24 protein-coding genes are annotated in these 25,471 nt (G+C 63.4%); 13 read left to right on the top strand and 11 right to left on the bottom strand.

The window, feature by feature from the left end; genetic code table 11:
- Position 1 precedes the first annotated feature (1 nt).
- From F7R90_RS01715 to F7R90_RS01735, 5 genes are read left to right on the top strand one after another with little or no spacing between them, the layout of a single operon-like run.
- Complete coding sequence (locus F7R90_RS01715; RefSeq protein ID WP_158055560.1) at positions 2–1,102, top strand: PTS fructose transporter subunit IIC; 1,101 nt, start codon at positions 2–4, stop codon at positions 1,100–1,102.
- Positions 1,080–1,562 carry a PTS sugar transporter subunit IIA gene (locus F7R90_RS01720; protein ID WP_225741229.1) on the top strand — a complete coding sequence of 161 codons (483 nt, stop codon included), beginning with the start codon at positions 1,080–1,082 and terminating at the stop codon, positions 1,560–1,562. The genes F7R90_RS01715 and F7R90_RS01720 overlap by 23 nt, the downstream gene beginning before the upstream one ends.
- Positions 1,559–1,819 carry an HPr family phosphocarrier protein gene (locus tag F7R90_RS01725; RefSeq protein ID WP_158055561.1) on the top strand — a complete coding sequence of 87 codons (261 nt, stop codon included), beginning with the start codon at positions 1,559–1,561 and terminating at the stop codon, positions 1,817–1,819. Before F7R90_RS01720 ends, F7R90_RS01725 begins: the two co-directional genes overlap by 4 nt.
- Positions 1,816–3,444 carry a putative PEP-binding protein gene (locus tag F7R90_RS01730; protein ID WP_158055562.1) on the top strand — a complete coding sequence of 543 codons (1,629 nt, stop codon included), beginning with the start codon at positions 1,816–1,818 and terminating at the stop codon, positions 3,442–3,444. Before F7R90_RS01725 ends, F7R90_RS01730 begins: the two co-directional genes overlap by 4 nt.
- Positions 3,441–3,830, top strand: coding sequence for a PTS fructose transporter subunit IIB (locus tag F7R90_RS01735; RefSeq protein WP_158055563.1), 390 nt, complete (start codon positions 3,441–3,443; stop codon positions 3,828–3,830). The genes F7R90_RS01730 and F7R90_RS01735 overlap by 4 nt, the downstream gene beginning before the upstream one ends.
- 5 nt (positions 3,831–3,835) lie before the next feature.
- On the opposite strand, the gene F7R90_RS01740 is transcribed toward F7R90_RS01735, so the two are convergent.
- The 4 genes from F7R90_RS01740 to F7R90_RS01755 form a co-directional block, all read right to left on the bottom strand.
- Positions 3,836–4,627 (bottom strand): ABC transporter permease, encoded by a 792-nt coding sequence (locus tag F7R90_RS01740; protein WP_158055564.1) that lies wholly within the window; start codon positions 4,625–4,627, stop codon positions 3,836–3,838.
- Entirely contained in the window at positions 4,624–5,631 is a 1,008-nt protein-coding gene (locus tag F7R90_RS01745; protein WP_158055565.1) for an ABC transporter ATP-binding protein, read from the bottom strand. Before F7R90_RS01745 ends, F7R90_RS01740 begins: the two co-directional genes overlap by 4 nt.
- Before the next feature lie 81 nt (positions 5,632–5,712).
- On the bottom strand, positions 5,713–6,528 hold the full coding sequence (locus F7R90_RS01750; RefSeq protein WP_158055566.1) for an IclR family transcriptional regulator: 816 nt from the start codon (positions 6,526–6,528) through the stop codon (positions 5,713–5,715).
- 265 nt (positions 6,529–6,793) lie between these two features.
- Positions 6,794–8,053, bottom strand: coding sequence for a M20 family metallo-hydrolase (locus tag F7R90_RS01755; RefSeq protein WP_158055567.1), 1,260 nt, complete (start codon positions 8,051–8,053; stop codon positions 6,794–6,796).
- Between the two features lie 292 nt (positions 8,054–8,345).
- On the opposite strand from F7R90_RS01755, the gene F7R90_RS01760 reads away from it, so the two are divergent.
- The 4 genes from F7R90_RS01760 to F7R90_RS01775 are packed head-to-tail and all read left to right on the top strand — an operon-like array spanning position 8,346 to position 14,028.
- Positions 8,346–9,995, top strand: coding sequence for an ABC transporter substrate-binding protein (locus F7R90_RS01760; protein ID WP_158055568.1), 1,650 nt, complete (start codon positions 8,346–8,348; stop codon positions 9,993–9,995).
- A 15-nt stretch (positions 9,996–10,010) separates the two neighbouring features.
- The gene (locus F7R90_RS01765) at positions 10,011–10,970 is read left to right on the top strand and encodes an ABC transporter permease (protein WP_158055569.1); all 960 of its coding nucleotides are present in this window, start codon (positions 10,011–10,013) and stop codon (positions 10,968–10,970) included.
- Entirely contained in the window at positions 10,970–11,881 is a 912-nt protein-coding gene (locus F7R90_RS01770; RefSeq protein ID WP_158055570.1) for an ABC transporter permease, read from the top strand. Before F7R90_RS01765 ends, F7R90_RS01770 begins: the two co-directional genes overlap by 1 nt.
- Positions 11,878–14,028, top strand: coding sequence for a dipeptide ABC transporter ATP-binding protein (locus F7R90_RS01775; RefSeq protein ID WP_158055571.1), 2,151 nt, complete (start codon positions 11,878–11,880; stop codon positions 14,026–14,028). The genes F7R90_RS01770 and F7R90_RS01775 overlap by 4 nt, the downstream gene beginning before the upstream one ends.
- Positions 14,029–14,054: 26 nt before the next feature.
- Here F7R90_RS01775 and F7R90_RS01780 read toward each other — a convergent pair whose 3' ends face one another.
- The 5 genes from F7R90_RS01780 to F7R90_RS01800 form a co-directional block, all read right to left on the bottom strand.
- Positions 14,055–15,152 (bottom strand): saccharopine dehydrogenase family protein, encoded by a 1,098-nt coding sequence (locus F7R90_RS01780; protein WP_158055572.1) that lies wholly within the window; start codon positions 15,150–15,152, stop codon positions 14,055–14,057.
- Positions 15,153–15,201: 49 nt separating this feature from the next.
- Complete coding sequence (locus F7R90_RS01785; protein ID WP_158055573.1) at positions 15,202–16,404, bottom strand: DUF6498-containing protein; 1,203 nt, start codon at positions 16,402–16,404, stop codon at positions 15,202–15,204.
- 125 nt (positions 16,405–16,529) lie between these two features.
- Positions 16,530–17,339: an endonuclease NucS gene (gene nucS / locus F7R90_RS01790; protein WP_158055574.1), complete on the bottom strand. Its 810-nt coding sequence runs from the start codon at positions 17,337–17,339 to the stop codon at positions 16,530–16,532.
- A gap of 3 nt (positions 17,340–17,342) precedes the next feature.
- A complete protein-coding gene (locus tag F7R90_RS01795) occupies positions 17,343–17,828 on the bottom strand; it encodes an AAA family ATPase (protein ID WP_158055575.1) in 486 nt (161 codons plus the stop codon).
- Positions 17,829–17,920: 92 nt separating this feature from the next.
- A complete protein-coding gene (locus F7R90_RS01800; RefSeq protein ID WP_158055576.1) occupies positions 17,921–18,943 on the bottom strand; it encodes a GNAT family N-acetyltransferase in 1,023 nt (340 codons plus the stop codon).
- A 165-nt stretch (positions 18,944–19,108) separates the two neighbouring features.
- Here F7R90_RS01800 and F7R90_RS01805 point away from each other — a divergent pair, with 165 nt between their 5' ends.
- From F7R90_RS01805 to F7R90_RS01815, 3 genes are read left to right on the top strand one after another with little or no spacing between them, the layout of a single operon-like run.
- On the top strand, positions 19,109–20,278 hold the full coding sequence (locus tag F7R90_RS01805; RefSeq protein WP_158055577.1) for a trans-sulfuration enzyme family protein: 1,170 nt from the start codon (positions 19,109–19,111) through the stop codon (positions 20,276–20,278).
- 3 nt (positions 20,279–20,281) lie between these two features.
- Entirely contained in the window at positions 20,282–21,457 is a 1,176-nt protein-coding gene (locus F7R90_RS01810; RefSeq protein WP_158055578.1) for a M20 family metallopeptidase, read from the top strand.
- A 55-nt stretch (positions 21,458–21,512) separates the two neighbouring features.
- Complete coding sequence (locus F7R90_RS01815) at positions 21,513–21,908, top strand: DUF7522 family protein (RefSeq protein WP_158055579.1); 396 nt, start codon at positions 21,513–21,515, stop codon at positions 21,906–21,908.
- 20 nt (positions 21,909–21,928) lie between these two features.
- Here F7R90_RS01815 and F7R90_RS01820 read toward each other — a convergent pair whose 3' ends face one another.
- Together F7R90_RS01820 and F7R90_RS01825 are read right to left on the bottom strand one after the other, a co-directional pair.
- Entirely contained in the window at positions 21,929–22,657 is a 729-nt protein-coding gene (locus F7R90_RS01820; protein WP_158055580.1) for a hypothetical protein, read from the bottom strand.
- A 57-nt stretch (positions 22,658–22,714) separates the two neighbouring features.
- Positions 22,715–23,923: a carboxylate--amine ligase gene (locus tag F7R90_RS01825; RefSeq protein ID WP_158055581.1), complete on the bottom strand. Its 1,209-nt coding sequence runs from the start codon at positions 23,921–23,923 to the stop codon at positions 22,715–22,717.
- Positions 23,924–24,151: 228 nt separating this feature from the next.
- On the opposite strand from F7R90_RS01825, the gene F7R90_RS01830 reads away from it, so the two are divergent.
- Positions 24,152–25,471: a bactofilin family protein gene (locus tag F7R90_RS01830; protein ID WP_158055582.1), complete on the top strand. Its 1,320-nt coding sequence runs from the start codon at positions 24,152–24,154 to the stop codon at positions 25,469–25,471.

The raw sequence follows: 25,471 nt of genomic DNA on the forward strand, positions 1-25,471 counted from the left end.
CATGGGAGACGGACCGGCCGGAGCCAGTGGCACACTCCGTCGCGTGAGGACCGACCTCATGACGGGTGTCACGTACATGATTCCGTTCGTCACCGTGGCTGGCGTCTTCCAAGCGGCAGGCTACACACTCGGTAACTCCACGACTATCGGCGGGAACCTCGGAACCCTACCGTGGTATCTCGTCACCATCGGCACCGTTGCGCTCAGCGCGATGGTCCCCATTCTCGGCGCGTTCGTCGCCTACGGCGTGGCAGACCGACCGGGACTCGCGCCCGGATTCGTCCTCGCTTCGCTCGTCCAAGACGCCCGCCTGTTGCAGGCGACGGCGACGCTGTTCGGAGTGAACACCGGCGACGCGCAAGCGGGGTATCTCGGCGCGCTCATCGTCGGCCTCCTCGCTGGCGTCACCGTGAACTGGGCGAAAGAACTCGACGTTCCGAACGCAATCGAACCGCTGTTGCCCGTCCTCGTGTTGCCGGTGACGGTCACTGCCCTCCTCGCACCGGTCGTTTTGATACTCGGCGTTCCGTTGGCGCTGACGACGAACTACGTCGAATTCCTCCTTCGAGAAGCGTCACTACCGGTGATGGTCGCGTTTGGCGGCGTCCTCGGGGCGATGATGGCCGCCGACATGGGCGGCCCGCTCAACAAGGTCGCGTACGTCTTCGCCGTCGGCCTGCTCCCCGAACTGCTGTTCAGACCGATGGCCGCAGTCATGGTCGCGGGAATGATTCCGCCGCTCGGACTGGCGGCCTCTCACGCACTCGCCCCGAAGCGCTACCCGGACGCCGACCGGGACCAAGCGAAGACCGCGGTAGTCGGCGGCTTCTCGTTCGTCACCGAGGGCGCGCTCGCGTACACGACGACGGGGTCCAGCAGGACAACGTTGTCGTGTGTCCTCGGTAGCGTCGTCGGTGGGGCGGCCTCGATGGGGTTCGGGGTCACGATGCCTGCACCCCACGGGGGCCTGCTCGTCGTCCCCCTTTCGAACCACCCCGGTGCGTTCCTCGGTTGCATCGCGCTCGGAGCGAGCGTCACGGCCGTCGTTGCGACGCTCCGAAGACCGAGGGTTGATACCGATGGAACTGCCCAAGGAGAGTAATTCGATGCAGTCGGCACAACTCGTTACCCTCGACCTCGTCACGTTGGCCGAACCGCCCGCAGAACGTCGGGCCTGCATCGACTTCCTGCTCGACCTCGCGGTCGATGCCGGCCGCGTGACCGACCGGGACGCGGCCCGGTCTGCTCTTCTGGACAGGGAGTCGGACGCCCCGACGGGGATGGGAAACGGCGTCGCCGTCCCCCACGCGATGACGGCGGCCGTCACGCGCCCGACGGTGACGTTCGCGCGCTCCTCGCACGGCGTCGATTTCGACGCGCCAGACGACGACCCTGCGACCCTCCTGTTCTGTCTGCTCGTTCCCGAAGACGGCGGCGGCGACCATCTCGCCGTGTTGAGTCAGCTTTCGCGTTCGCTCGTGGACCCGACGTTCCGCGACCGACTCGCGGCCGCAGACTCGGAGCAGGCCGTCGTAGAACTCCTCCGGGAGGCGGTCGCGTGACCCGACACTGCGTTGTCGAACGCGAAGCGGGACTCCACGCCCGGCCCGCCCGAATCGTCGTCAACACCGTCTCGGAGTACGAAGCGGACGTGACCGTCGAGTACGACTCGGAGACTGCACGAGCGACTAGCTTACTCGAACTCACCGCGCTCGGAGTCGAGAGCGGTACGGAGATTGCAGTGAGCGCGACCGGTCCAGAGGCCGAAGCGGCCGTCGAAGCGGTCGTCGCCGTACTGTCCGGGAAGGGCGAGACGTGACCGGTTTCCACGGCGAGGGCGTCGGTGCCGGTGGCGCAACGGGTCCCGCGTTCTGGGTCAGTCAGTCGGCGGTCCCAGAAACGACGGCCGACCGCTCGCCGGAGACCGAGCGCGCTCGGTTCGAACGGGCGCGCGAACGCGTCTTCGAGGTCGTTCGAACCGGGCGCGAGTTCGCCTCGACGCTGGGTGACGACGACGGAGCGGACGTGCTGGCGACCCACGAGACGCTGTTGTCTGACCCCGCGCTCGAAGAGCGAATCGAGGACGCTATCGAGGCGGGCGACTCCGCAGAGCGCGCAATCGGCGACGCGCTCGACGAGTGGATAGCGACCTTCGAAGAGCGCGGCGGCCGAACCGCGACGCGGGCAGACGACTTACGCGACGTTCGGGGCCGACTGCTGAGCGAACTCGACGGCGAGAACGAGCCATCGGTCGCAGACACCCCCGACGGTGCAGTGATACTCGCCGAGCGATTGACGCCACAGCAGGCGGTTCGACTCGACGCCGAGCGCGTGGCAGGCGTGGCCACCGTCGCTGGGAGTCCAATCGCTCACGCCGCCATCATCGCCCGGTCTCGCGGCGTGCCGTGCGTGGTCGGCGTCGGCGACGGACTGACTGCAGTCGAGAGCGGGACCGAAGTCGCAGTGGACGCCACCGACGGTCGAGTCGTCATCGGCCCGGATGCTGTGTCTCTCGGGGAGGACCCCACCGAAGCACCTTTGAGTCAGATAGAAATGTTAGACGGGAGCGACCTGACGGTGACGGCGAACGTCGGGTCGGGTCTCGAAGCAGCGACTGCCAGCGACCGAGGTGCGGACGGGGTCGGTCTCTTTCGGAGCGAAGTCCTCGCGTTCCGAACTGGACAGGTTCCTGGAGAGGACGAGCAGGTCGCGGCCTACACCGAGGCAGGCGATGCGTTCCCCGAAGGACACGTCGCAGTTCGCACGTTCGACTTCGGTGGTGACAAACCGCTCCTCGGGCAGGACGAAAACGGCCCGCGTGGCATCGCGTGGTCGCTCGCCAACCCGGACGTGCTCCGGACCCAACTGCGCGCAGTTTGTCGGGCCGCAAGCCAGAGCGCAGGCGAACTCTCTCTCGTCCTCCCGCACGTCACGCGCGTCGAGCAAGTGAGCAGCGTTCGAAGCGAGTTAGCGTCGGTCGTAGACGACCTCGCCGCGGCGGGAATTTCTCACGCGAAGCCGACTCTTGGAGCGATGGTCGAGACGCCTGCGGCCGTCGAACTCGCACCCGACATCGCCGCTCGGGTCTCGTCGCTGTCGCTGGGCACGAACGACCTCGCTAGGCACGTCCTCGGGACCGCACGCGACACCGACCCGTCGCCGACCGAACCGGCCGTCCTGCGGGCCATCGAACGGACGACTGCGGCGGCGGTTGAGGCCGACGTTCCGGTTCGATGTTGCGGGGAGATGGCGGCCGACCCAGACTTGGCGACGTTGCTCGTCAGGTTGGGCGTGACCGAACTGAGCGTCGCCCCGGACGCCATCCAGACAATTACGCGACGGTTGGACGGCCTCGACCGTGACGCGGCGACGGCACTCGCAGAACGCGTCGTTGCGGCGAGTACGAACGATGAAGTAGCCGCGTTACTCACGGAGGAACGATGAATCTCGTCGCAGTCACTGCCTGTCCGACCGGCATCGCCCACAGCCAGATGGGTGCGGAGTCGCTAGAGCGGGCCGCGGCCGAGGCCGGACACGACATAGAAGTCGAAGTGCAGGGCGCGATGGGCACGGAGAACGAACTCACGGCCGCCGACATCGAACGAGCGGACGTCGCCATCGTCGCCGCCGACGTTCGGGTCGAAGAGACTCGATTTTCGGACCTGCCGACCGTCGTGACGCCAGTTCGAAACGCCGTGACCGACCCCGACGGCCTCGTCGAGCGAGCGGTCGCCGTGGCGAAGGAGCAAGAGGCGAAAACCGTTCATTTGGGCGACGACACGGCAGAAGACGGCGGAATATTGGGTCGTCTTCGCGGCCTGCTCGAATAAGGTAGTTAGTCCGTCAACCCGTAACCGCGCTGGAACAGCACCACGTCGAGCGCGACGATTGCGGCCGTGAGTCCGGACAGCACCGCGAGCGAAATCGTGGGGTCAACCTCCGCGACTCCCAAGAAACCGTAGCGGACGCCGTTTACCATGTAGACCATCGGGTTCAGCAGGGAGAGTTCCTGATACGGCGACGGCAGTTCGCGAACGGCGTAGAAGACCCCTCCGAAGAACACCATCGGCCTGACGATGAATTGGTTCATCATGGTCAGGTTGTCCCAGTCGTCCGCCCAGAGGCCGCCCACGACTCCGAAACTGGAGAAGAGGAGCGTGATGACGAGCGCGAACGCGACGAGGTAGAACGGTTGTGCAATGGCGACTTGCTCGACGAAGAACGCGCCGATGACCGCGATGAGAGACCCGACGAGCAATCCTCTCGTGGCTCCGGCGACGATGTACGCCGCGACCATCCGGGAGTAGGGCATCGGCGATGTCAGCGTCTCCTCGATGTACTCGTTCCACCTGCCGTGGAAGATGGAAAAGGAGGCGTTCTCGAAGGCGTTCGAGATAGCTCCGAGAACGACGAGTCCGGGGAGGATGAACGCGATGTACTCGATTGGCTCACTTCCCGCGAGCGAGATGCTCCCGACGCGGTCTCCCAGAATCACCCCGAACACCGCGAAGTACAGCACGTTCGTGACGAACGGCGGGACGAAGGTGTTGCGGGGCCGTCGGATGAATCGCAGAATCTCGCGCTTGGCGAGGGTTCGAAAGCCCGTCCAGTTCGAGAGGACGTTCATCGGTCGTCGCCTCCCTGTCGTCCCCCATCGGCCGCAACTGGTTCTGTCGCGCGTGCTTCTCCGTCTTCTTCACGAGTCATGTCTACGAACACCTCTTCGAGCGAAGTCCGCGAAATGTCGAGGTCCACGATTTCGTGGCCCAACTTGTCCAACTCCCGCACCAAGTCCGGTGCGACCAGACCACCCTTCGTCGCGGTGACGACTAACTGGTCGTCTTCGAGTTCGACCGACTGGACGCTGGCGTCCGAATCTTGGGCCAGCGAACCGCGCGACAGCGACGGCGCGCTCGCTGGCGGATTCCGGAGCGTGACCCGAATCTTGTCCGGGCCGCGGTCCATCAACTCTTCCGGGGTCGCCACCGTCACGACGTTGCCCGAGTCCAGAATCGCCACTTCGTCGCAGAGTCGCTCTGCCTCTTCGATGTAGTGGGTCGTCAACAGAATCGTCGTCCCCGACTCGTTGAGTTTGGTGATGAGGTCCCACAGTTCGTGGCGTAGTTGCACGTCCACCCCCGCGGTGGGTTCGTCCAGAATCAGCAGGTCTGGCTCCGTGATGAGCGCCCGTGCGAGGACGAACCGGCGTTTCATCCCGCCCGAGAGCCAGTTGAATCGGGTGTCGCGCTTCTCGTAGATGCCGACGCGTTTCAGCACTTCGTCCGCCTTCTCGCGCGCTTCTGATTTTGGAATTCCGTGGTAGCCCGCTTTGTGTTCTAATACTTCTCGAATCGGGAAGAATCGGTCCACGTTGAACTCTTGGGGGGCAAGCCCAATCGCGTCTCTGGCCTGCTGGTAGTCGTCCTCTACGTCGTGGCCGAACACCTCCGCTCGGCCGCCAGACCGGCGAACCAGTCCGACGAGGATGTTGATGAACGTGGTCTTGCCCGCGCCGTTGGGGCCGAGCAGACCGAAGAAACTCCCCTCCGGGACGGTGAGGTCCACGCCGTCGAGCGCTTGCACGTCCGCGTACTGCTTGCGGAGGTCCTCGACTTCGATAGCGGCAGTCATTGGGCGAACGTAGGAAAGTGGCCGCGAAAAGGGCGTTGGTGTCGGCAGAAGGGCGTGGTATCGCCAGCTTCCGGAATGTCGTCAGGCGAACCCCGGCAGGTCGTCGCTCGACTCGGCCATGTTGATGTTGACCTCGATGACGTTGGCCGCGTTCGTGACTTTCTCGACGATGCTGTCGTGGTAGTCGGGGTCGCTCATCCGCCGGACCGGCCCAGAGACGCTGAGCGCGCCGAGAACTCGTCCCGAGCGGTCACGAATCGGCGCGCCGATTGCCTGTAGGCCTTCGATTTCCTCCTCGTCGTTGTAGGCGTAGCCTCGCTCGCGTATCTCTTCGAGTTCGGCGAGCAACTCGTCGGAGTCGGTGATGGTGTTCTCGGTCTTGCGGGTCAGGCCGTAACGCTCGACGATGTCGGCGACTTCCTCTTCGGGCAGGTGCGCGAGCATCGACTTACCGGTCGCCGAGAAGTGGAGGTAGTCGGGTCGCTGGAGTTTGCTGGTCTGGTAGTCGCTCCCGACCGCTTTGTCGCCTCGAACTTTGTAGAGGTTGACGCTGAGTCCGTGCTGGACGGTCGCGAGATGCGCGTACTCGCCGGTCTCCTCGGCGAGGCTCTCGATCTGTTCTTTGCCGGTCTCGTACAGCGTGTTCTTGTTGCGGACGTATTCGCCGAGCAGGAGGAACTGGAGTGACAGCGAGTAGGAACTGCCCTCTTTGACCACGAGTTTCTGGTCTTCGAGGGTCATCAGGTAGTTGTACGCCGCGCTCTTGGAGATGTCGAGGTGGTTCGCCAGTTCGGTCACGCCCGCGCCGTCCAACTCTTCCAGCGCGCGGATGACTTCGAGTGCGCGCGAGACGGTCTTGAGTATGCGCGGTGATTCCCCGGTCGCCTCCTCTGTCATGTGTGAACGTACCCATTGCAGGGTCATAGTTGTTCGCGTATCGTACATCCTCGAAACTGCCGAAAACGGTAGTTTGGTGGCATTTGAGGGACGCCGACGCGTCCGCCCGAACTACCAACGCTAGCCGAGACGGCTCGAAGATACAGATATCGCCACATTCGACGCTCGCCCGTAGTTTCGAATCTAGCGTTCGCATTTCGTGCAACTCTGAATTTGTGCGGTTCTCCCCCGACTACTGCCAATTACTCGAAAAATCCCCGACGTCTCACCGCGAGGCCAATCTCGCCATCGCCCCGGCCAACACCTGCGTGGCGGCCGCACAGTTCGCCCAGTCAGTCCACTCCATCGGATTGTGCGAGATGCCGTCCCGAGAGGGAGCAAAGAGGAGCGCGGCGTCCGTCGCCTCCGCGACGTGCATCGTGTCGTGGGCCGCTCCAGAGTGCAGATTCAGCGTCTCGATGCCAGCAGACGCGCCCGACTCGTGGAGCGCGTCGCGGCACCGCTCGCTCATCGGCACCGGCGCGCGGTCCCAGGGATGCTCGATGGTCGTCTCGACGCCGCGGTCGGTCTCTAGACGCTGGAGGCTGGCGTGCGCTCGGTCGATGAGTCGGTGAATGGCGTCGTGGGACACGTCTCGCACGTCGATGGTCAACTCTACTTTCCCGGCGATGACGTTCGGCGCGTTCGGCGTCACGTCCAGTTTCCCGACTGTCGCGACGGCACTCTCTGCGTCGCTGGCGACGACTTCGTTCGCGGCGCGCTCCACGTCACCGACGAACTCGCTGGCCGCCGCGAGCGCGTCCGTGCGCTCGTCCATCGACGTGGCTCCTGCGTGGTTCGCTTCGCCCTGTATCTCGACGTGACAACGCGACAGGCCGGTAATCGTGGTCACGACGCCCGCGGGGACGGTCGCTCGTTCCAGTCGCTCTGCTTGCTCGATGTGGAGTTCGAACCAGGCGTCCCACTCGCTGGCGTCGAGTCGTCCGTCGCCCAGAAAGCCGATGCTTTCGAGTGCCTCGTGGAGCGACTCGCCGTCGTCTTCGATTGCCAGCGCCTCCTCGACGCTCATGTCGCCCGCCGCGACGGCCGACCCGACGAGACCGCCGCCGAACCGTTGGCCCTCCTCTTCGGTGAACGAGACGACTTCGACGGGTCGAGTGGGTTCGAAATCGGCGTCCTGTTCGGCGTCCTGCATCGCCCGAACGGCCTCTAAGGCGGCGTAGACACCGAGCGGGCCGTCGAAGATTCCCCCTTCAGGTACAGAATCGAGGTGACTCCCGGCGGCCACGGGTGCCGCCTCGGGGTCTGCGGAGTCGGGCGTCCAGCGGCCGACGACGTTGCCGACGGCGTCGATACGTACGTCCAGTTCTGCGTCCTCCAGTCGCTCCACGAAGTATCTACGTGCTCGTCTGTCCGCTTCGGTACCCGTCAAGACCGTCCGGCCGTGGCCGTCGTCTACTCCCACTGCCCCGAACTCCCCGTTCGTCTCGACGTCGTTTCGAAGTCGCGTCTGCTGTACCTCCATGGTCGATACCCTCCGTTTCAGGGAGCGACACTTGTTTGTTTCTCACTAGCACGGTTTTCATTCTCGACAAACGCTCGAAACTCCGCTCTGTAGCGGTTTCAGCTCGTTTCTGCACGTTAGTTATAAGTAATCATGCTCCTCGCGTCGCCGGTTGCCAGGCGTTCGGGCCGACCGCGTTCTCATTTCGTACATATGTTCGCCTTAGTTGCGATTTAGGAAACGTTAATAGAATTAACACGCAGATAGGTTCTGTTCCAGAAGTTTTATGCCGTGTAGCTCGAAACGACTTGCTATGCCAAACGATAGCAATGGTGGTGACGGAAGTAACCGCGGTAGCGGCCGTCCGCTGAATCGGCGGCAATTCGTCGGTGCGGTCGGCGCGTCGGTGCCACTCGCGCTGGCTGGCTGTACCAGCAACAACGATAGCGGTGGTAGCAACAACAACTCGGGCGGTTCCGGTGGCGGCGGAGGCGACGGGACGACCCAGAGCATGTCGGCGAAGGCGGGTGGCACGCTCCAGTGGGGCGGCGCAGTCCCCGTGCAGGGGCTCGACCCCCACCTCGACAGTGCGGCGGCGAGTCAGCGCGTGTTAGAGAACATCACCGAACCGCTCATCAGCCTCGACTTCGACTACTCGCTGAACCCGCATCTCGCGAAGGACTGGTCTACGTCCGAGGACAACACGAAACTGGAGTTCACCCTGCAAGAGGGCGTGAAGTTCCACGACGGGGGAGAAATGACTTCTGCGGACGTGAAAGCGTCGTTCGAGCGCGTCGCCAACGGCGAGTACCTCGCCACCGGCTTCTTCGACTTCGTGGACTCGATGGAAGCGCCCGGCGACTACCAGTTCAACATCCAGCTTACCGAACCGTTCGCGCCGTTCCTCGCGCGGATGGCGACGTCCGAGATGCACGTCATCCCGGAGAGCCAGACCAGCACGAAGAAGATAAAGGAACCAATCGGCACCGGCCCCTACAAGTTCGAGAGCCGGGAAATCGAGACGTCGTTCACGATGACGAAGTTCGAGGACTACTGGAACGCGGGCGAGAACGGCCCCCACCTCGACAAGGTCGTCAAGAGCGAAATCGGCGACCCGAGCGTTCGCCTCCAGTCGTTCCGCGCTGGCGAGTACGACTTCATCAACGGCGTCCCGCCGAAGGACGTGAGTTCCATCGAGAACGACTCGTCGGTTCGCTTCGAGAAGAACTTCCCGAAGTCGCTGGTCTACCTCGGGATGAACTGCAACCAGAAACCGTTCGACAACAAGGACGCCCGTCTGGCGCTCGACTACGCCTTCGACAAGCAACAGGTCGCGGAGGCCGCGCTGTACGGCACTGGGCAAACGACTGCGTCACCAGCGGCACCTGGTAGCCCGTGGGTGAACAAGAACGTCCAGCCTCGCTCGCGCAACCTCGACAAGGCCCAAGAGCATCTCGACAAGGCGGGCATGTCGGACGGTTACTCCGTCTCGTTCAAGATTCCCCAGTCGTACCCATCGCAGGTGCAGGCCGCGAAGGTCATCTCCGACCAAGCCGCGGAGGCTGGCATCGAACTGAACATCCAGAAGATTACGTGGAGTACGTGGCTCTCGGACGTGTACAGCAAGCAGAACTTCCAAGCGACCACGTCGAGCTACCTCGCGCTGTACTACCCCGACGTGTCGTTCTACAAGTTCCTACACCCGGACGGCGCGTTCTTCTTCACTGGCTGGACCAACGACGAGTACAACACGCTCGTCGAAGAGGCACGCCACATGTACGACGAACAGCCGCGAGCCGAGAAGTACAAGAAGGCGACCGAAATTCTCCACAACGAACGGGCGGGACACATGTTCCTGTTCTGGCAGGCCAACCTCTACGCGGCCCAGCCGGAGTACAAGGGCAAAATCGGCGCACCGGACGGCTCCACGCTTCGATTCAGCGACAACTGGCTCGACAGCTAACGGGGTCACTACTACATGTCGCTCTCCAACTACATGCTCCGGCGACTGGGGTTCATGGTGGTGACGCTGTTCTTCGTCACCCTCATCACGTTCGCGGTGACGAACGTCCTGCCGGGCAACGTCGCGTTGCTCATCCTCGGGCCGAACGCCAGCGAGTCGTCGATTCAAGCCTTGCAGGCTCAGATGGGGTTGGACAAGCCCCTGTACGTCCAGTACGTCGATTGGGTCTTCGGTCTCTTGCAGTTCGACATGGGCACCTCGCTCCGCTTCGAGGAGCCCGTGATGGGACTCATCGCCGAAAAGCTCCCGCGCTCGCTGTTGCTCGCGACGGCGGCCACGCTGGTCGCAGTCGTGCTGGCGATTCCGCTCGGCGTCATCTCCGCCGTGAAGCAGAACGAACCGCCAGACCTGCTGGCGTCGATGTTCGGCTTCGTCGGCATCTCGATTCCCATCTTCCTGTGGGGACTCGTCTTCATCCTCGTCTTCGCGGTGTGGATGAATCTCTTCCCGACGGGTGGCTACGTACCGATTTCGGAGGACCCAGTAGCGACGTTCACCCACCTCGTCCTCCCGGCCGCGTCGATGGGGTTCGCGCTGACGGCCTACATCATGCGGATGACGCGCTCGTCGATGCTGGAGGTTCTCGGTGAGGAGTACATCAACCTCGCTCGCGCGAAGGGGATGACCCAGCGCGTCGTCGTGCTGAAACACGCGCTCCAGAACGCGATTATCCCGGTGATTACGGTCGTCGCCTTCCAGTTCAGCTACGCCTTCGGCGGCGTCGTCGTTCTCGAAGAGGTGTTCTTCTGGCCGGGCATCGGTCGGTTGACGCTGACTGCGATTCAGTCTCGGGACATCCCGCTGATTCAGGGCTGTGTCATCGTCGTCGCGCTCATCTACATGATTTCGAACCTCGCGGCCGACGTGGCGTACGCCTACTTCGACCCGCGAATTCGCTACGGAGGTGACGACTGATGGCTGCCGAAACACAGACGAACGAGCAAGAACAGGACTCCAGGTTCATCTCGACTGCCCAGAAGCAACGCTACGCAAAATTCGCCCGCAAGTTCCGGCGCAACACGAAGGCGATGATCGGACTCGGCATCGTCCTCACGCTCGTCCTCGTCGCCATCTTCGCGCCGTTCATCGCGCCGTACTCCATCTCGGCGACGAGCGTCGAAGACCGAACGGAAGCGCCGTCGCTCGAACATCCGTTCGGCACGGACGACCTCGGACGGGACATCTTCAGTCGCGTCGTGATGGGCAGTCGCATCTCGCTCAAGGTGGGCTTCGGCGCGATTACCGCCGCGCTCGTCGTCGGCACCGTCATCGGCGTCGTCTCGGGCTACTTCGGCGGCCTCGTAGACGAGACGTTGATGCGATTCATGGACGCGGCGATGTCGTTCCCGCCGGTCTTGCTCGCGCTGACCGTGATGGTCGTCCTCGGCCCGGAGCTACAGAACGTCATACTCGCACTGGCGTTCGTGTACACACCCTACATCGCTCGCGTCGGGCGCTCTGCGGCGCTCTCGGAGAGCAACGAGGCGTACGTCGAGACGGCCGTCTCGCGCGGGGAGGGCAACGGCTACATCGTCTTCCGCGAGGTGCTGCCCAACTGCATGGCTCCGCTGCTCGTGCAGGGGTCGCTTAACATCGCGTTCGCCATGCTGGCGGAGGCGAGCCTATCCTTCCTCGGACTGGGCGCACAGCCACCCACGCCGTCGTGGGGGCTGATGATAAACGTCGGGAGAGGCTTCCTGCAGAGCGCGCCGTGGATGGTGCTGTTCCCCGGCGCGGCAATCGCAATCACCGTCATCGGCTTCAACATGCTCGGTGATGGCCTGCGCGACGTGCTGGACCCGAAGGTGGACACTATCGAATCATGAGTTGGAATACCAATCGAGACGACGAATCGGAACCACTGCTCGACGTGCGCGACCTCCGGACCGTCTTCCACGGCGAACACAGCGAAGTCGTCGCGTCGAACGACGTGTCGTTCACGCTCCGCGCTGGCGAGACGATGGGACTGGTCGGTGAGTCTGGAGCGGGCAAGAGCGTGACTGCTCGCTCGCTCCTGCAACTCATCGACTGGCCGGGCGAAATTATCGGCGGGGAAGTCCTGTTCCGCGGCGAGAACTTGCTGGAGTACTCGGAGAAAGAAATCCAGCAGGTCCGGGGCAACGAAATCGCGCTCATCCCGCAGGACCCGATGACCGCGCTGAACCCCGTGCTGAAAGTGGGCGAGCAAATCGTGGAGACGATTACCCACCACCAAGGCGTGGACCGCGAGGAGGCCAAACAGCGCGCCATCGAGGCGATGCGCGAAGTCGAGATTCCCGACGCCGAGGAACGCTTCGACGACTACCCCCACGAGTTCAGCGGGGGCATGCGCCAGCGCGTCCTCATCGCCATCGGCCTCTCCTGCGAACCGGACCTTATCATCGCCGACGAACCGACGACGGCGCTGGACGTGACCACGCAAGCGAAGATTCTCGACCTGCTGAACGACTTGCAGGAGGAACTGGGCATGGGCGTGCTGATGATTACGCACAACCTCGGCGTCGTCGCCCAGACCTGCGACCGCGTGGGCGTCATGTACGCGGGCAACCTCGTCGAGACCGCAGACCTGCACGACCTGTTCGACAGGCCGCGACATCCGTACACGCGGGGCCTCATCGACGCGATTCCCCAAGGAACTGCGGCGGGCGGCGAACTGCCGACGCTCGACGGCGCGATGCCGGACCTCACGGAACTTCCTGAGGGCTGTAACTTCGCGCCTCGATGCGAGTACGCAACCGAAGACTGTCGCGTCGGCGGCGACCCCGAACTGCTCTCGGTCGCAGGGTCGGACTCGCAGGCGGCGTGCATCTACGCCGAGGAGTTGGACCTGAGTGAGTCGCGCGCCGAGACGGAAGTTGCGTCACGAGCGGACGCCGAGAAACCGACGAAGCAGGTGGACCGACGCGGCGACCCACTGCTCGACGTAACGAATCTGAAAAAGCACTTCTCGGCGGGCGACGGCTTCCTCGGCAACCTCACGCTCGCCCGCGCGGACGGCGGGATGCCGACGCTCGAACGCCAGTACGTCAAGGCAGTAGACGGCATCAGCTTCGACATCCACGAGGGCGAGACGGTCGGTCTCGTCGGCGAGTCTGGCTGTGGGAAATCGACGGTCGCCCGGACAGTACTCAAACTCCTCGAACCGACCGACGGGGAGGTGTACTTCGACGGGCAACCGCTTCACGAACTCGGGAGTTCGGACGTTCGGAGTCTGCGCGAGGAGATGCAGATGATCTTCCAAGACCCCCAAAGTTCGCTCAACCCGCGCAAGACGGTGGGCCAAATCATCGGGCGCTCGATGGAGAAACACGACGTGGCGACCGGCGAGGAGAAACGCGAGCGCGTCGGTGAACTGCTCGAACGCGTCGGCCTGTCTGCGAACGCCGCCGAGAAGTACCCTCACGAGTTCTCCGGTGGCCAGCAACAGCGGGTCGCCATCGCGCACGCACTCGCGGCCGAACCGAAACTCATCGTCTGCGACGAACCCGTCTCGGCGCTCGACGTGTCGGTGCAGGCCCAGATTCTGAACCTGCTCGACCGGATTCAGGCCGAAGAGGGGCTGTCGTACCTGTTCATATCGCACAACATCGGCGTCGTCCAGCACATCTGCGACCGCGTGGCTGTGATGTATCTCGGCAAAATCGCGGAGTTCGGGACGGTCGAGCAAGTGTTCGCGCCGCCGTACCACCCTTACACCGAGAGTCTGCTGTCGGCGGTTCCCCATCCCGACCCAGACAGAGACGCAGAGCGCATCTTCCTGGAAGGTGCGGTGCCGAGCCCGCTGAATCCGCCGTCTGGCTGTCCGTTTCAGACGCGCTGTCCGAAGAAAATCGGCGATGTCTGCGAAACGGACGAGCCGAAACTGGAGGAAAAACAGGCGGACACAGGCCACCACATCTCCTGTCACCTTTCGGTCGAGGAGATGAGCGAGCGCGACTTCGCGACAGAAGAGACGCAGGCGGCGGGCGACTGAAGAGGACTGAAGTTAGTCGGACTCCTTCACAACCACGGTTCCGTGGACTCCGTGGTTGGTGTTGGTCCCGTCGCAACGTCCTCTCGCTCGACGCCGTCGAACTCGGTGACGAAGTCGGCACCGAACGCCGACCCTGGCGTCTGGAAGCCGGATTCGACTTCGTCCGCGAGGACGCGCCGCGTGGCCTCGACTGCAGTCTGTGCAGTCAGGTCGTAGCCGTCTGGCGTCTGGAGTCGCGCGACCTCGCGCTCGCCCGACTCGTCTCTGACCTCGCCCCAGATTCGAATCGTGTGCTTGGCGCGCTCCTTCTCGCTCGGCCCGGAGACGACTTTGTCCACGATTGCTTTCATCATGGATTGGACGGGTCCGAACCCCCAAATCGGCGTGAGCGGTCGCGTCTTCCGCATCACTTTGGCGGCGTACTCCGGCACCGACGCGTACGTCTGGACGTTCTCGATGCCGGTCGTTCGATACGCCGTCGAAACGTCGCCCCACGGAATCGTGACGGCTGTCTTCGGTCCTTCTCCGAAGTCCAGTTGTCTGGTTTCGTAGGCCGCTGGGACCGTTTCGATGCGGCCACGCTCTCGGACTGCGCCCGGTCGTCCTAGTCCCTCGATAATCGACTTGAGGGTGCCCGGCGAGTAGGTGCTGAGGCCGTCGATAGCCAGCGTGAGGTGGGTCGGGGATTCGACCTGCTCGGCGAGGTGAAGAGCTAAACAGTCGGTCGGAACTACGTCGAATCCAACTGCGGGCAGGAGCGTCACGTCTTGGGCGTCGGCTTCGTCCTGCCTGCCCGCGATTGCTTCCAGTACGTCGATTTCGCCCGTGATGTCGAGGTAGTCGGTTCCGGCGTCGAGACACGCTGAGTAGAGCGGTCTGGCGGTCTTCGAGAACGGGCCAGCACAGTTGAGTACGGCGTCGAACTCACCGACCGCGCGCTCGATTACGTCGGGATGTTCGAGACTGAACACGCGGTGGTCGAGGTCGTGGTCGGTCGCTTGCGCTTCGACTCGCTCGGCATCACGACCAGCGAGCGTGGGTTCGTGGCCTTCTTCGAGGGCGCGTTCGACGATTAGCTTCCCGGTGTAGCCGTACGAACCGTAGACGAGGAGGTCTCCGTGCATGACTGGTACGTTCTCTTTCGAACGGGAAAGGTTGATAGGCCGAATCGATTCACCCTGTTTCGGGACGAACGGCGTCCGCGTCGGCGAGATGTACCAGTCGAATCGTCCGGTCGTCTCGCTCTACGACCAGCGTCTCGGTGCCGAGGAGTCGGTCGACGTGACTCGCTTCTCGCTCTGCCGCTGCGAGTTCTCGTTCCGAGACGCGCCACTGCGATTCGCCGAGCAGTCGGTCGTAGCCGACGACGTCACCTGCCAGGCGATACTCCATCGTCAGGTGGCGAATCGACTCGTCTGCGACTCCGGCGAGGGAGAAAACGCAGAAGACGATAGCGAAGGCAGTGGCGAAGAGCAGTGCGGCCTCCAGCGCTCCGAGCGCGACCATCGCCAGCGACCCGAGCAGGAATATCCCGAGAAAGAACGCCGGTGCGGGGCGCACGAGACCGTGGAACGGTCCGTTAGCGAGGACGGCGAGTACCTTCGGCCGCACTGTCTCGACCGGTTCGGACAGTTCGCTATCGACTTCTGGCCACTCCGGCGGGTCGTACGCCCACCCGAACTCGATTGCGTCCCGCTCGTCGAACGCTCGCAGTCGGTCGCGGTAGACGTTCACGAGGTCGAAGAAGAACTTCACCTCGACGATGGCGACGACCAACACGCCTCCAGTCACGCCAGCCGAGACGATGCCCACGGTGAAGAACAGCACGAGCGTGAGAACCATCATCGGCGACATCACCGTCTTGAGCGCCATCTGTGCGTTGACTTCCTCGTATTCGCGGCCGAAGAAGTACTTCGAGACAGTCGAAAGACCGTTGCCGACGAAGATGCCGACCGCTCCGAGGCCGAGCGTGAGGGTCGCTCGCTCCGTTTCGAGACCATTCGTGGCCGCGCTCGCATCGATTGCGCCGATGCTCAACGCCCCGGCGAACAGCCATATCAGCACCAGCACTGGGAGCGTGAGCGTGAGGATAGGCAGGTGCTGGACCTGTATCGTCAGGTTCGTCCGGGGAATGGACGGCCCGCCGCGCTTGTACCGGGTCGCCCCGAGGAGGAGTTGGTCGCCGAAGTTCTCCGAGGGGCGCTGTGCGAACACCGCACGCACCGTGGACCACCAGAGCAAACTGCCGAGTTCGAGCCAGTAGAGCAACACGAGGGCGGCGATAGACCAGCCCCAGAAAGCGACGCCCACCAACGGGAGGAGATTCGTGGCGACGGCAGACGCGAGTTGGCGTCGTCGTCGCTTGGCGGAACTCATTGTCTGGTGACTGGACTGTCAGTTTTTGTGGGTTGCGGTCCGTCGCGGCGGGGCGCGAGGACACTGAGTCCGAATCCGAGCGGGCCGTCACGGGGAGGCTTCGACTGTGGTGGTGACGACTACACCTAAAAGTCGCTCAACTTCGCTTCCATCGAGCCTTTCGCGTCCGTCTCGAACTCCGAGAGACCGACGAACTCCAAGCCGTTGTCGCGCAAGGCCCGCTTTACGCGTTCCGATGCAGAAGGCGCGACCAACATCCCGCGCACGTCGCTCGCGGCTTCGCCGTTCGCAATCGAGGCCCGCTCCACTTCCGTGTCGCGCACCTCGCCATTCGATTCCTCGTACAGCGACACGTACCGCTGGAGTTGGTCGAAGTGGTTCAGCGTCGCCTGAATCCGCTTGACCTCCACGACGACGGGAGTCCCCTCTTCGTCAACTGCGTAGAAGTCTACGAAGCCGTACTTCGTCTCGCGCTCGTGTTCCACGATGCGGAGTCCCTTCTCTAGCACGGCCGGGTTCGACTCGATGTACTCGTGCATCTCCGCTTCCGTGCCGGATTCTTCGTAGGTCGCGCCGTCGGTGGCGTCGAACCGAGTCACTGCGTAGGCTTCGTGGACTCTCGCCTCGACGCGCTCGCTGGGGTTCGTCCGGCGCGCGAGCAGGACGGCCTCGCCCTCGCTGACGCGTGCGGAGACGCTGCCGCCGCCCGGCATCCAGTTGACCGGCTTGTGGCCCGTCGGCTGGTGGACCAGAAACGTGCCGTCCGGTTTGGCGACGAGTATCCGGTCGCCGCGTCCGAGGTGGCCGCTCGTCCGACCCTCGTACTCGACTTGGCAGTTCGCGGAGACGGTCAGCATCGCGCCGTCGCGGACTGCTGCTTTGGTAGCTTCGACGACGGACTCGGGGTCCGGCGCGTCGAGGTGCTCGACCACCATCGGTCAGAAGTGTGCCTCGACCTGCCGCTCGGTCTCTTCCGGACTGTCCGAGTTGTCTACGGTCACGTGGTCGGCCGAGATGGCGTCGAACGTCTCGCGGTAGAGTTCGTGAATCTCGAAGTCGGCGTCGCTGGCGTCGTCTTCTCTGCTCTCGATGCGCTCTTTGACGACGCCCTCGGCGCACTCGACTTTGACGAGGCGAAAGCCCGTCTCCAACTCGGCGGCGAGTTCTCTGGCGCGCGCTCTCTCCGCTTCGTCCTGAAACGTCGCGTCGAACACCGCGGTGCGCCCGGCTTCGACCGTCTCGCGGCCGCGCCGGAATAACTCGTCGTAGACCATCTGGGACTCCTCGTCGGTGTACTCGGGGTCCGAAATAATCTCCTTGCGAATGACGTCGGTCCTGAGGAGTCGTCCGTCGGTCTCCTCGGCGATTCGTTCGGCGACGGTAGTCTTTCCCACGCCCGGCAGTCCACAAACTACGACCAACATGCTGCGTTGCGCTAATCCATTCGGGAGGCGTACATCAATGTATGGGAAACGCGCGAGTAACTTCGTCACTCCCCCTCACGGACTCTCTTCGCTCAGCCTAGCAGATTCTCGCCGAACGCCAGCATGCGGTAGCCTTTCTTCGCGGCAGTCATCGGTGTGCCCGCCGACTCGACCACGTGGTACGGTCTGAGTTCGCCGCCGAACTTCGCCTTGTAGCGCGCGAGTCGCTCGTCGTTGGCGGTGTAGAGGTCGTAGCGTGAGATATCGTCTAGTTCAGGGTCCGTCAGAACGTCTTCGATGATTCGCCAGTGGAGCAGTCCGTTCAGACTCACGCCGTCGTAGATACCTTTCGTGCCGCCCTTCCAGAAGTAAGCGGCGTCGTTCGAGAACAGCGCCGCGATGCCGCCGAGGAACTCGCCGTCCGAACTTTCGGCGACGTACATCCGCGCGCGGTCGTCCAGAGCGTCCACGAGGTCCCGCATGAACGCCGCCGACATGGGGAACCCGATGCCCTGCTCTTCGAAGCGTTCCTTCGTCGTTCGATAGATGTCGCGCGCGCCGTCCAGTCCCCGAACCTCGACGGACACGTCCAGGTCCTCGGCGTCTCGAATGTCGCGCCGCAGACTCTTGCTGAACGATTGTTTGACTTGCTCGGGACTCCGTTCTGCCAGTGGCACGCTGTAGGTGAACCGCGTCTCCAAGTCGAGTCCGGCCCACCCGTACGGTCGGGGGTCTGCGTACTCGGTGCTACAGGAGAGTCGAAACAGCGTCCGAGCGTCGTCGGCATCGACCGCCCGGAGGACGCTCTCGGCGAATTCGCTGTTGACTTGCTCTCGTTTCCGGCGCTTCGGACTCGTCGGCATCAGAATCGGGCCAAGTCGTCGGATACCGTACCCGAGCGGCGGGGAGAGGGCCATCCGAACGAACGGCCGGTCGCGGACGACCAGCGGGAGCAGTGCGACCGGTTGTTGGCCTTTGAACCCACCGAACAGGTGCAACTCTCCGTCCGTGTGTTCGTCGAGGACGCCGAGTGCCTCGGGCGTGTGGAAGACGCCGAACCCCTCGTCGGGGAGCGCCTGCTCCCACTCGGCGAGCGTGAGTTTCTCGATACGCATCTCTCACGCACTCAACTAGGCCGACGAGCATTGTTATTGCCCGCTTAGCGCGCCGAATCGTGAGATTGAATCGTTCGCTGGGGAACGAGAATTACTCGTCGTTCCCCAGTATCGCCGCAAAAACGGGGACTTATATCGTGGGTATTAGCATAGTTCACACTACGCATGGACAGGCCCAGATTCGAGACGCGGGAGGTTCACGCCGGACACGGCACGGACGAACACGGCGCGCTGATGACGCCGATTTACGCCAATTCGACGTACGCCTACGAGTCGCCGACCGACCTCGTGGGCGAGCATCGCTACTCGCGGATGAGCCAACCGACGCGCGACGAACTCGAAGCGGTGTTCGCCGACCTCGAAGGCGGCGAGCACGCCAGCGCGTTCGCCAGCGGGATGGCGGCTATCGACGCCGTCTTCTCGCTGCTGTCGAGCGGCGACCACGTGGTCGCCGCGAAGAACCTCTACGCGGAGACCCACGAACTGCTCACCAACGTGTACTCCCGCTACGGCGTGGACGTGACACACGTGGACGTGACCGACGAGGAGGCAATCGCGGCGGCGGTGACCGCCGACACCGCGCTCGTCTACTTCGAGACGCCGACGAATCCCGTGTTGAACGTCGGCGACATCGAAGCGGCCGCAGACGTGGCGCACGAGAACGACGCTATTCTCGCCGTGGACAACACCTTCGCGTCGCCGTTCCTCCAGCGGCCGCTCGAACAGGGTGCCGACCTTGTCGTGGAGTCGCTGACGAAGTATCTCGGCGGTCACTCCGACGTTATCGCGGGCGCAGTCGCCACGAGAGACGCGAATCTGGCCGAGGAAATCGACTACTATCAGTACGCCCGCGGTGGGATTCCAAGTCCGTTCGACTGCTTTCTCGTCCTTCGGGGCGCGAAAACGCTCTCGTTCCGGATGGAACGACACTGTCAGAACGCCCAAGCAGTCGCCGACTTCCTCGTGGAACATCCGCAAGTCGAAGAGGTCTACTACCCTGGGTTAGAGAGCCACCCGAATCATTCGGTCGCCGCCAAGCAGATGGACGACTTCGGTGGCATGGTAAGTTTCGAACTCGCAGGCGGCGTCGAGGAAGCCGCGGAGTTCGCCGCGAATTTGGAAGTCATCACGCTCGCGGAGAGTCTGGGTGGCGTCGAGAGCCTCGTGGAAGTGCCCGCAGTGATGACCCATCAGGACCTCTCGCCCGAGGAACTCGCCGAGGCGGGCATCAGCGAGACGCTCGTCCGTCTCAGCGTCGGCGTCGAACACGAGGCGGACCTGCTCGCGGACGTAGAGGGTGCGCTCGACGCGGCGTTTCAGACGATAGTGGAGTAATCGATGACGGGTGACGAACCGACGAACGACCTCGCCGACCTCGCCGCCCGACTCGTCCGGATTCCCAGCGAGAACCCGCCCGGCGACGAGCGACCGTGCGTGGAGTTCGTCGTGGAGTGGTTCGAAGAGGAGGGAATCGACGCCGAACTGGTCGAGACGCCCGAGATGGACCGCCCGAACGCCGTCGCAGTCGTGGGCGAACTAGACGACGATTCGCCGACCGTCGTCCTGAACGGCCACACAGACGTGGTTCCGGCGGGCGACCACGAGCAGTGGAGCCACGACCCTTACGGGGGCGACGTTGCAGATGGAAAACTCTGGGGCCGCGGGAGCGCCGACATGAAGACCGGCCTCGCGCTCGCCATGCTCACCGCGAAGTCCCTCGCGTCCGAAATCGAATCCGGCGCGCTTGACGGTTCGCTGGTGGTTCACGCCGCCGCTGGCGAAGAGACCGGAATTCCGGGAACGCGGACGCTCATCGACGCGGGCTACGGCGGCGACTGCGCAATCGTCCTCGAACCGACGAACTTCCGCGTGGCGACCAGTGCGAAGGGAGTCGCCACGTACCGAGTGAGTGTCGAAGGCGCGGCCTCCCACGCGAGTCACCCCGACCAAGGCACGAATGCAATCGACCTCACACGCCGCGTATTGGACGCCATCGACGACTACGACGCAGACCTTCGGGGCCGCGAGGACCCGCTCTGTGGCCGTGCCTTCGCCACTGTCACCGAGTTGGAAGCGGGCACCGACTCCAACATGGCGGTGCTGCCGGAACGCGCCGAACTCCTGCTCGACCGGCGCATCCTCCCCGACGAATCCATCGACGCCGTAGAACAGGAGTTAGACGACCTATTCGAAACTGTCGAGCGGGAGTCGGGCGTGACAGCCGAGCGGACGCTCGTCCAGCACTACGCGTCGGCCTCGATTCCGAACGACCACTCCCTCGCGATACAGTTCCGCGACCTCTCCACAAATTTGGCAGACGCGCCCGCCGGCCCGTGGGGCATGGAAGCCGCGACCGACGCGCGGGAGTTCGTCGCTGACGGGATTCCGGCCATCATCTGGGGACCGGGCAACCTCTCGCAAGCCCACACCGTAGACGAACACATCGACCTCGGGGACGCACAAGTCGGTCTGGAGATTCTGGAGCGCGGCGTCAGCGGACTGTTGAGCGAGTAGCATCCCATCGAACGCACTCCACTGGGCTTTTGGTAGTAGGGTCTATGGAAGTAGTGTGCAAACCTCATTGCTCTCGGACGCTCGCGCCGACCGCATCGTCGAACCCTGCCGCGAACACGTCGGCGACGCGCTCCGCTCGATAACGTACTTCACGGCGAGCGACTACGAACAAATATTCCTCCGAAGCGACCTCGAACAGGACGCCGACCTGACGACGTTCATCGGTCTCGAATGGCGAGAGTCCGACATCACCGAGAACGCGTACCAGGGGACCGAACTCGGCGAACACACATACACACTCCGCCGATTCGAGAACGGATTCCTGCTCCGGGTCGCGACCGACAGTGCGGGCGTCTTCGTAACTACCGACGACCTCACGCTCGACGCGTTCGACGACCTCGCGGAGATACTCGACGACGTGGTCGAGTCGCTCCGGAACGGCGAGGCGTAGTCTCGACTGCTCCGTCGCACTCAGTCGTCGAGCGACACCTGCGAGAGGTCCGCGTCTAGTTCTTCGACGTGTTCGTTGAACGTCTCGACGAAGTCGCCGAACTTCTCGGCGAGTCTGCGCACTTCGGGCGCTGACGGCGGTTCGTACTGTGAGACGAGATACGTACCGCCCTCGCCGCCGACACGCAGGTACGAGACACCGTCTTGGTCCCACTTCAACTCCCAACGCTTTCCGGCGGCGCGCTTCGCGAAGGTACCGTACTCGGTACCGTCGAACCGCTGTAATTCGCGGGCCATCGTGTCCGCGACCTCCCGAATTCTGGCGACGATTCGGTTTCGGTCCTCGACGATGGAGTCGGCCGATTCGACCGCAGGAAACTCCGTCCTCACGTCGTCTAAGACGCCGTCGAGCGACCTGACGTGGCGATTGTACGACTCGACGAACGCGGCGTAGTCGTCCATCGCTTCGGCGAGTTCGTCGGGGTCCGGTTGGCTCTTTCCAGAGACGACGTACGTCTCGCTGCCCGACTTCGGGTCGAAGCGGAGGTACTGAATCGCGCCTGCTTCGTACTTGAGCGTCCACTCACCACCGTCGGTGTCGAAGTTCTGTTGGCCGTAGTCGCCGCCGTCCAACAGTGCGAGTTCTCGCGCGATTTGGCCCGCGTGGTCCTGCACCTGCGCGACGACCTCGTCGCGCTGTTCTGTGACGGATTCGGTCTCCTCGATTTCCGCGTCCAACCCCTCGGTCATGCTGGTACGAGAGAGGAACGCGGCAGGTATAGTCTCTCTGCACTGCTCTTGCTCTCGCTACGAACGCGGCGAAAGCATGTGTTTGACGCCGCTGACGAACGGTCGAGGGTCGTCCAGTCGGAGGTAGTCGAAGTTCGGATGCTCGTAACAGGACCACAGTAGGTCTATCGTCGCGCCGACCAGCGAGGGTTTCGGGACGTGCGGCGATTCGTCTCGGAGTACGCTCAGCAGGTAGCCGAACTCGCCGTACAGCAGGTGACTGCCGGTACCGACTTCGTAGCCCGGTTCCGGCCCGGTGTCGATTTCCTCGGGGGTCCCCGTCGCCAGTTGCCAGTAGTAGTGCGGGAAGTCAGCGCCCGCCCGGACCGAGAAGGGCAGTGATTGCCACATCCGGGGGTTGATTTCGGTGAGTTTGAACTCGCCCGTCCGCTCGTCTTTCATGTACTCGATGCAGGCGAGGCCGTGCCAATCGAGGTGGTCGAGAAGCGTCCGAGCCACTGCTTCCAGTTCCTCGTTGTAGATAGACTCTCGATAGACACTTCCGCCACCGGTGTAAGAATTCCCCCGAATCTGGCGGTGTTGGAACGTCGCTAGCGGTTCGCCGTGGTCGTAAATCGCGGCGACCATGTACTCGTCCGACGTGGGGACGAACTCTTGGACGATGGGGTCGTGTTTCATCTCCTCGCGGAGGGCGGTCACGTCTGGCTTCTCGCCCGGTCGGACGTGTTCGACCGTCTTCACCTCCTCGATTGCGTTCGCGTCGTAGCCGTCTACCCAGTCTTCGGCCAACAGATTGTACCGCGACTTGATTATCAGTTCGGGGTCCCAGTCGTCCACCTCGCTGAGCAGTCGAGTTTCGGGTATCGGCACGCCAGCGTCCGCGGCGGCGTCGAACAACTGCTTTCGGTCGTGGACGCGTTCGAGCGCGTCGAGCGACGGCACGGCCAGCGAGACGTGTTTCTCGAATCGCTCGCGGTACTTCGAGAGCAGGTAGATGTCCTCTTCTCGAACCGGGATTATCGTCCGCACGTCCGACCGCGTCGCGAGTTCGAGCAGTGCGTCTCTGTACGCCTGTAAGTCGTGTGGCGACGGCAGGACGGTACGTTCGTCGCAGAATCGAGAATCGAACTCTAATGCGTCCTCGTTCTCGGAGGCGACGAGCGTGTAAACGTCGCGTTTGCTAAGCGACCGGATGCAGGGGTAACTGCCGGGGTCGTATCCAGTCGGTATCAACACTGTCTCGCTACTCGCGTCCTCTCCACCCATGCCCCTACCTTGCACTGACAGCTACATGAATCCGGACGAGTGTTTCGCTATTTTTACGAAAGTAGGACCTGTGTACTGGTCGGAGCTACTACTCTTCCGACCCGACAGCCGTACGGCGTTCAGAGCGCATACGTTATAAATCAACGGCGGCCGACTCGACTGCAACGTTTCCAGGGAGTCGGGTCGGTCCGAACCATTATTTTGCAGTCGGTTGATTGCAGTGCGGGTATGAATGGGGGAACATCGAACCGACTCGACCACATACTGGTCGCCGCCTTCGTCCTCTTCGTCGTGGTTGCGATGGTTCCGGGGACAGTCGCCGCGACGAACGAGGTGGGCGTCTCCGTCGTCGTCGAACGAGGCGAGACGCTCGACGACGACCTAACCGCTGGAGCGGGGTCCGTGCTGATACTCGGCACCGTAAACGGCGACGTGACCGCGCTCGCGGGAAACGTCGTCGTGACGGGCGAAGTGACAGGTGACGTGACGGCAGTCGGCGGCAACGTCGAAGTCGTCGGCGAGGTCGGTGGGTCTGTCACCACGTTCGCGATTAACTACGGCGTCTCCGGCGTTGTCGGAGGCGACGTGGACGCTATCGTCGGCGCACTCGCCATCAACGGCACGGTTGGGGGAAATACAGAGGCTATCGGCATCTTCACAGAAGTCGAGCGGGGCGGCCGAATTGTCGGCACGCTACAGACGACTGCGTATCGGACGGCGGTCAACGGGACGGTTCTCGGGACGCCAGCACGAACCGGAAACGAGACTGTCGCCGGAAACGAGACGACCGTCGCAGGTGAGACGACGCAGCGCGGAGGAGGAGACGAAGAATCGAACGACGGTAACCAAACGGCCGCCGCACAGGACCGTGACCCGCCGGAAATTGACGCCGAGGGTTCACTCTCAGATGCCGCCGCGAACCAGTTCGTGACTAACGACTCGCTGGTTTCGACCCACGGTGTCGGCGGCACGGTCCTCCAGATAGTGCCGGGACTAGGCCGCGGAGACAGTCTCAGCATCTTCGACGCCTACGGATTTCTCGTCAATCTGCTCCTCGGCGCGATACTCGTCGGCTGGCTCCCAAACTTCTCGACCGACGTGGCGTCACTGGTCACTCGTCACCCGATTCGGAGCGGCTTGGCCGGAGTCGGAGTTCTCATCGCCGCACCTATCGTCTTGCTCGTCTTGGCCTTGAGCTTTTTCGGGTTCCCGCTCGCGCTCGCTGGCGGCGCGCTCTATCTCGTCGCCTCGTGGGTGGGCGTCGCCTACGGACGCTTCGCCGTCGGCACGTGGGTGTTCGTCGCCGCCGCCCAAGCACTCGCCTACGCCGACATCGAGACCGAGACGGTTCGGAATCGTTGGGCGCGGTTGCTGACGGGCTACGTCATCGTCGCGCTGTTACTCCGAGTTCCGTACCTCGGCACCGTGGTCGATGGCGTCGTGCTGGCATTGGGGATAGGGGCACTCTCCTCGGTGGCGTACGAGGCGTACCAACGGAGTGAGGGTCTCCGGCCGTCGCCAGTCGCCGAGGCGCTCGGCCGAGAGTAG

Origin of the sequence: Halorussus halophilus (assembly GCF_008831545.1) — an archaeon.
Taxonomy (GTDB): domain Archaea; phylum Halobacteriota; class Halobacteria; order Halobacteriales; family Haladaptataceae; genus Halorussus; species Halorussus halophilus.

Coding starts and splice junctions, on each gene's coding strand:
- F7R90_RS01715 (WP_158055560.1), top strand. CDS start 2: ATGGGAGACGGACCGGCCGGAGCCAGTGGCACACTCCGTCGCGTGAGG.
- F7R90_RS01720 (WP_225741229.1), top strand. CDS start 1,080: ATGGAACTGCCCAAGGAGAGTAATTCGATGCAGTCGGCACAACTCGTT.
- F7R90_RS01735 (WP_158055563.1), top strand. CDS start 3,441: ATGAATCTCGTCGCAGTCACTGCCTGTCCGACCGGCATCGCCCACAGC.
- F7R90_RS01740 (WP_158055564.1), bottom strand. CDS start 4,627: ATGAACGTCCTCTCGAACTGGACGGGCTTTCGAACCCTCGCCAAGCGC.
- F7R90_RS01745 (WP_158055565.1), bottom strand. CDS start 5,631: ATGACTGCCGCTATCGAAGTCGAGGACCTCCGCAAGCAGTACGCGGAC.
- F7R90_RS01750 (WP_158055566.1), bottom strand. CDS start 6,528: ATGACAGAGGAGGCGACCGGGGAATCACCGCGCATACTCAAGACCGTC.
- F7R90_RS01755 (WP_158055567.1), bottom strand. CDS start 8,053: ATGGAGGTACAGCAGACGCGACTTCGAAACGACGTCGAGACGAACGGG.
- F7R90_RS01760 (WP_158055568.1), top strand. CDS start 8,346: ATGCCAAACGATAGCAATGGTGGTGACGGAAGTAACCGCGGTAGCGGC.
- F7R90_RS01765 (WP_158055569.1), top strand. CDS start 10,011: ATGTCGCTCTCCAACTACATGCTCCGGCGACTGGGGTTCATGGTGGTG.
- F7R90_RS01770 (WP_158055570.1), top strand. CDS start 10,970: ATGGCTGCCGAAACACAGACGAACGAGCAAGAACAGGACTCCAGGTTC.
- F7R90_RS01775 (WP_158055571.1), top strand. CDS start 11,878: ATGAGTTGGAATACCAATCGAGACGACGAATCGGAACCACTGCTCGAC.
- F7R90_RS01780 (WP_158055572.1), bottom strand. CDS start 15,152: ATGCACGGAGACCTCCTCGTCTACGGTTCGTACGGCTACACCGGGAAG.
- F7R90_RS01785 (WP_158055573.1), bottom strand. CDS start 16,404: ATGAGTTCCGCCAAGCGACGACGACGCCAACTCGCGTCTGCCGTCGCC.
- nucS (WP_158055574.1), bottom strand. CDS start 17,339: ATGGTGGTCGAGCACCTCGACGCGCCGGACCCCGAGTCCGTCGTCGAA.
- F7R90_RS01795 (WP_158055575.1), bottom strand. CDS start 17,828: ATGTTGGTCGTAGTTTGTGGACTGCCGGGCGTGGGAAAGACTACCGTC.
- F7R90_RS01800 (WP_158055576.1), bottom strand. CDS start 18,943: ATGCGTATCGAGAAACTCACGCTCGCCGAGTGGGAGCAGGCGCTCCCC.
- F7R90_RS01805 (WP_158055577.1), top strand. CDS start 19,109: ATGGACAGGCCCAGATTCGAGACGCGGGAGGTTCACGCCGGACACGGC.
- F7R90_RS01810 (WP_158055578.1), top strand. CDS start 20,282: ATGACGGGTGACGAACCGACGAACGACCTCGCCGACCTCGCCGCCCGA.
- F7R90_RS01820 (WP_158055580.1), bottom strand. CDS start 22,657: ATGACCGAGGGGTTGGACGCGGAAATCGAGGAGACCGAATCCGTCACA.
- F7R90_RS01825 (WP_158055581.1), bottom strand. CDS start 23,923: ATGGGTGGAGAGGACGCGAGTAGCGAGACAGTGTTGATACCGACTGGA.
- F7R90_RS01830 (WP_158055582.1), top strand. CDS start 24,152: ATGAATGGGGGAACATCGAACCGACTCGACCACATACTGGTCGCCGCC.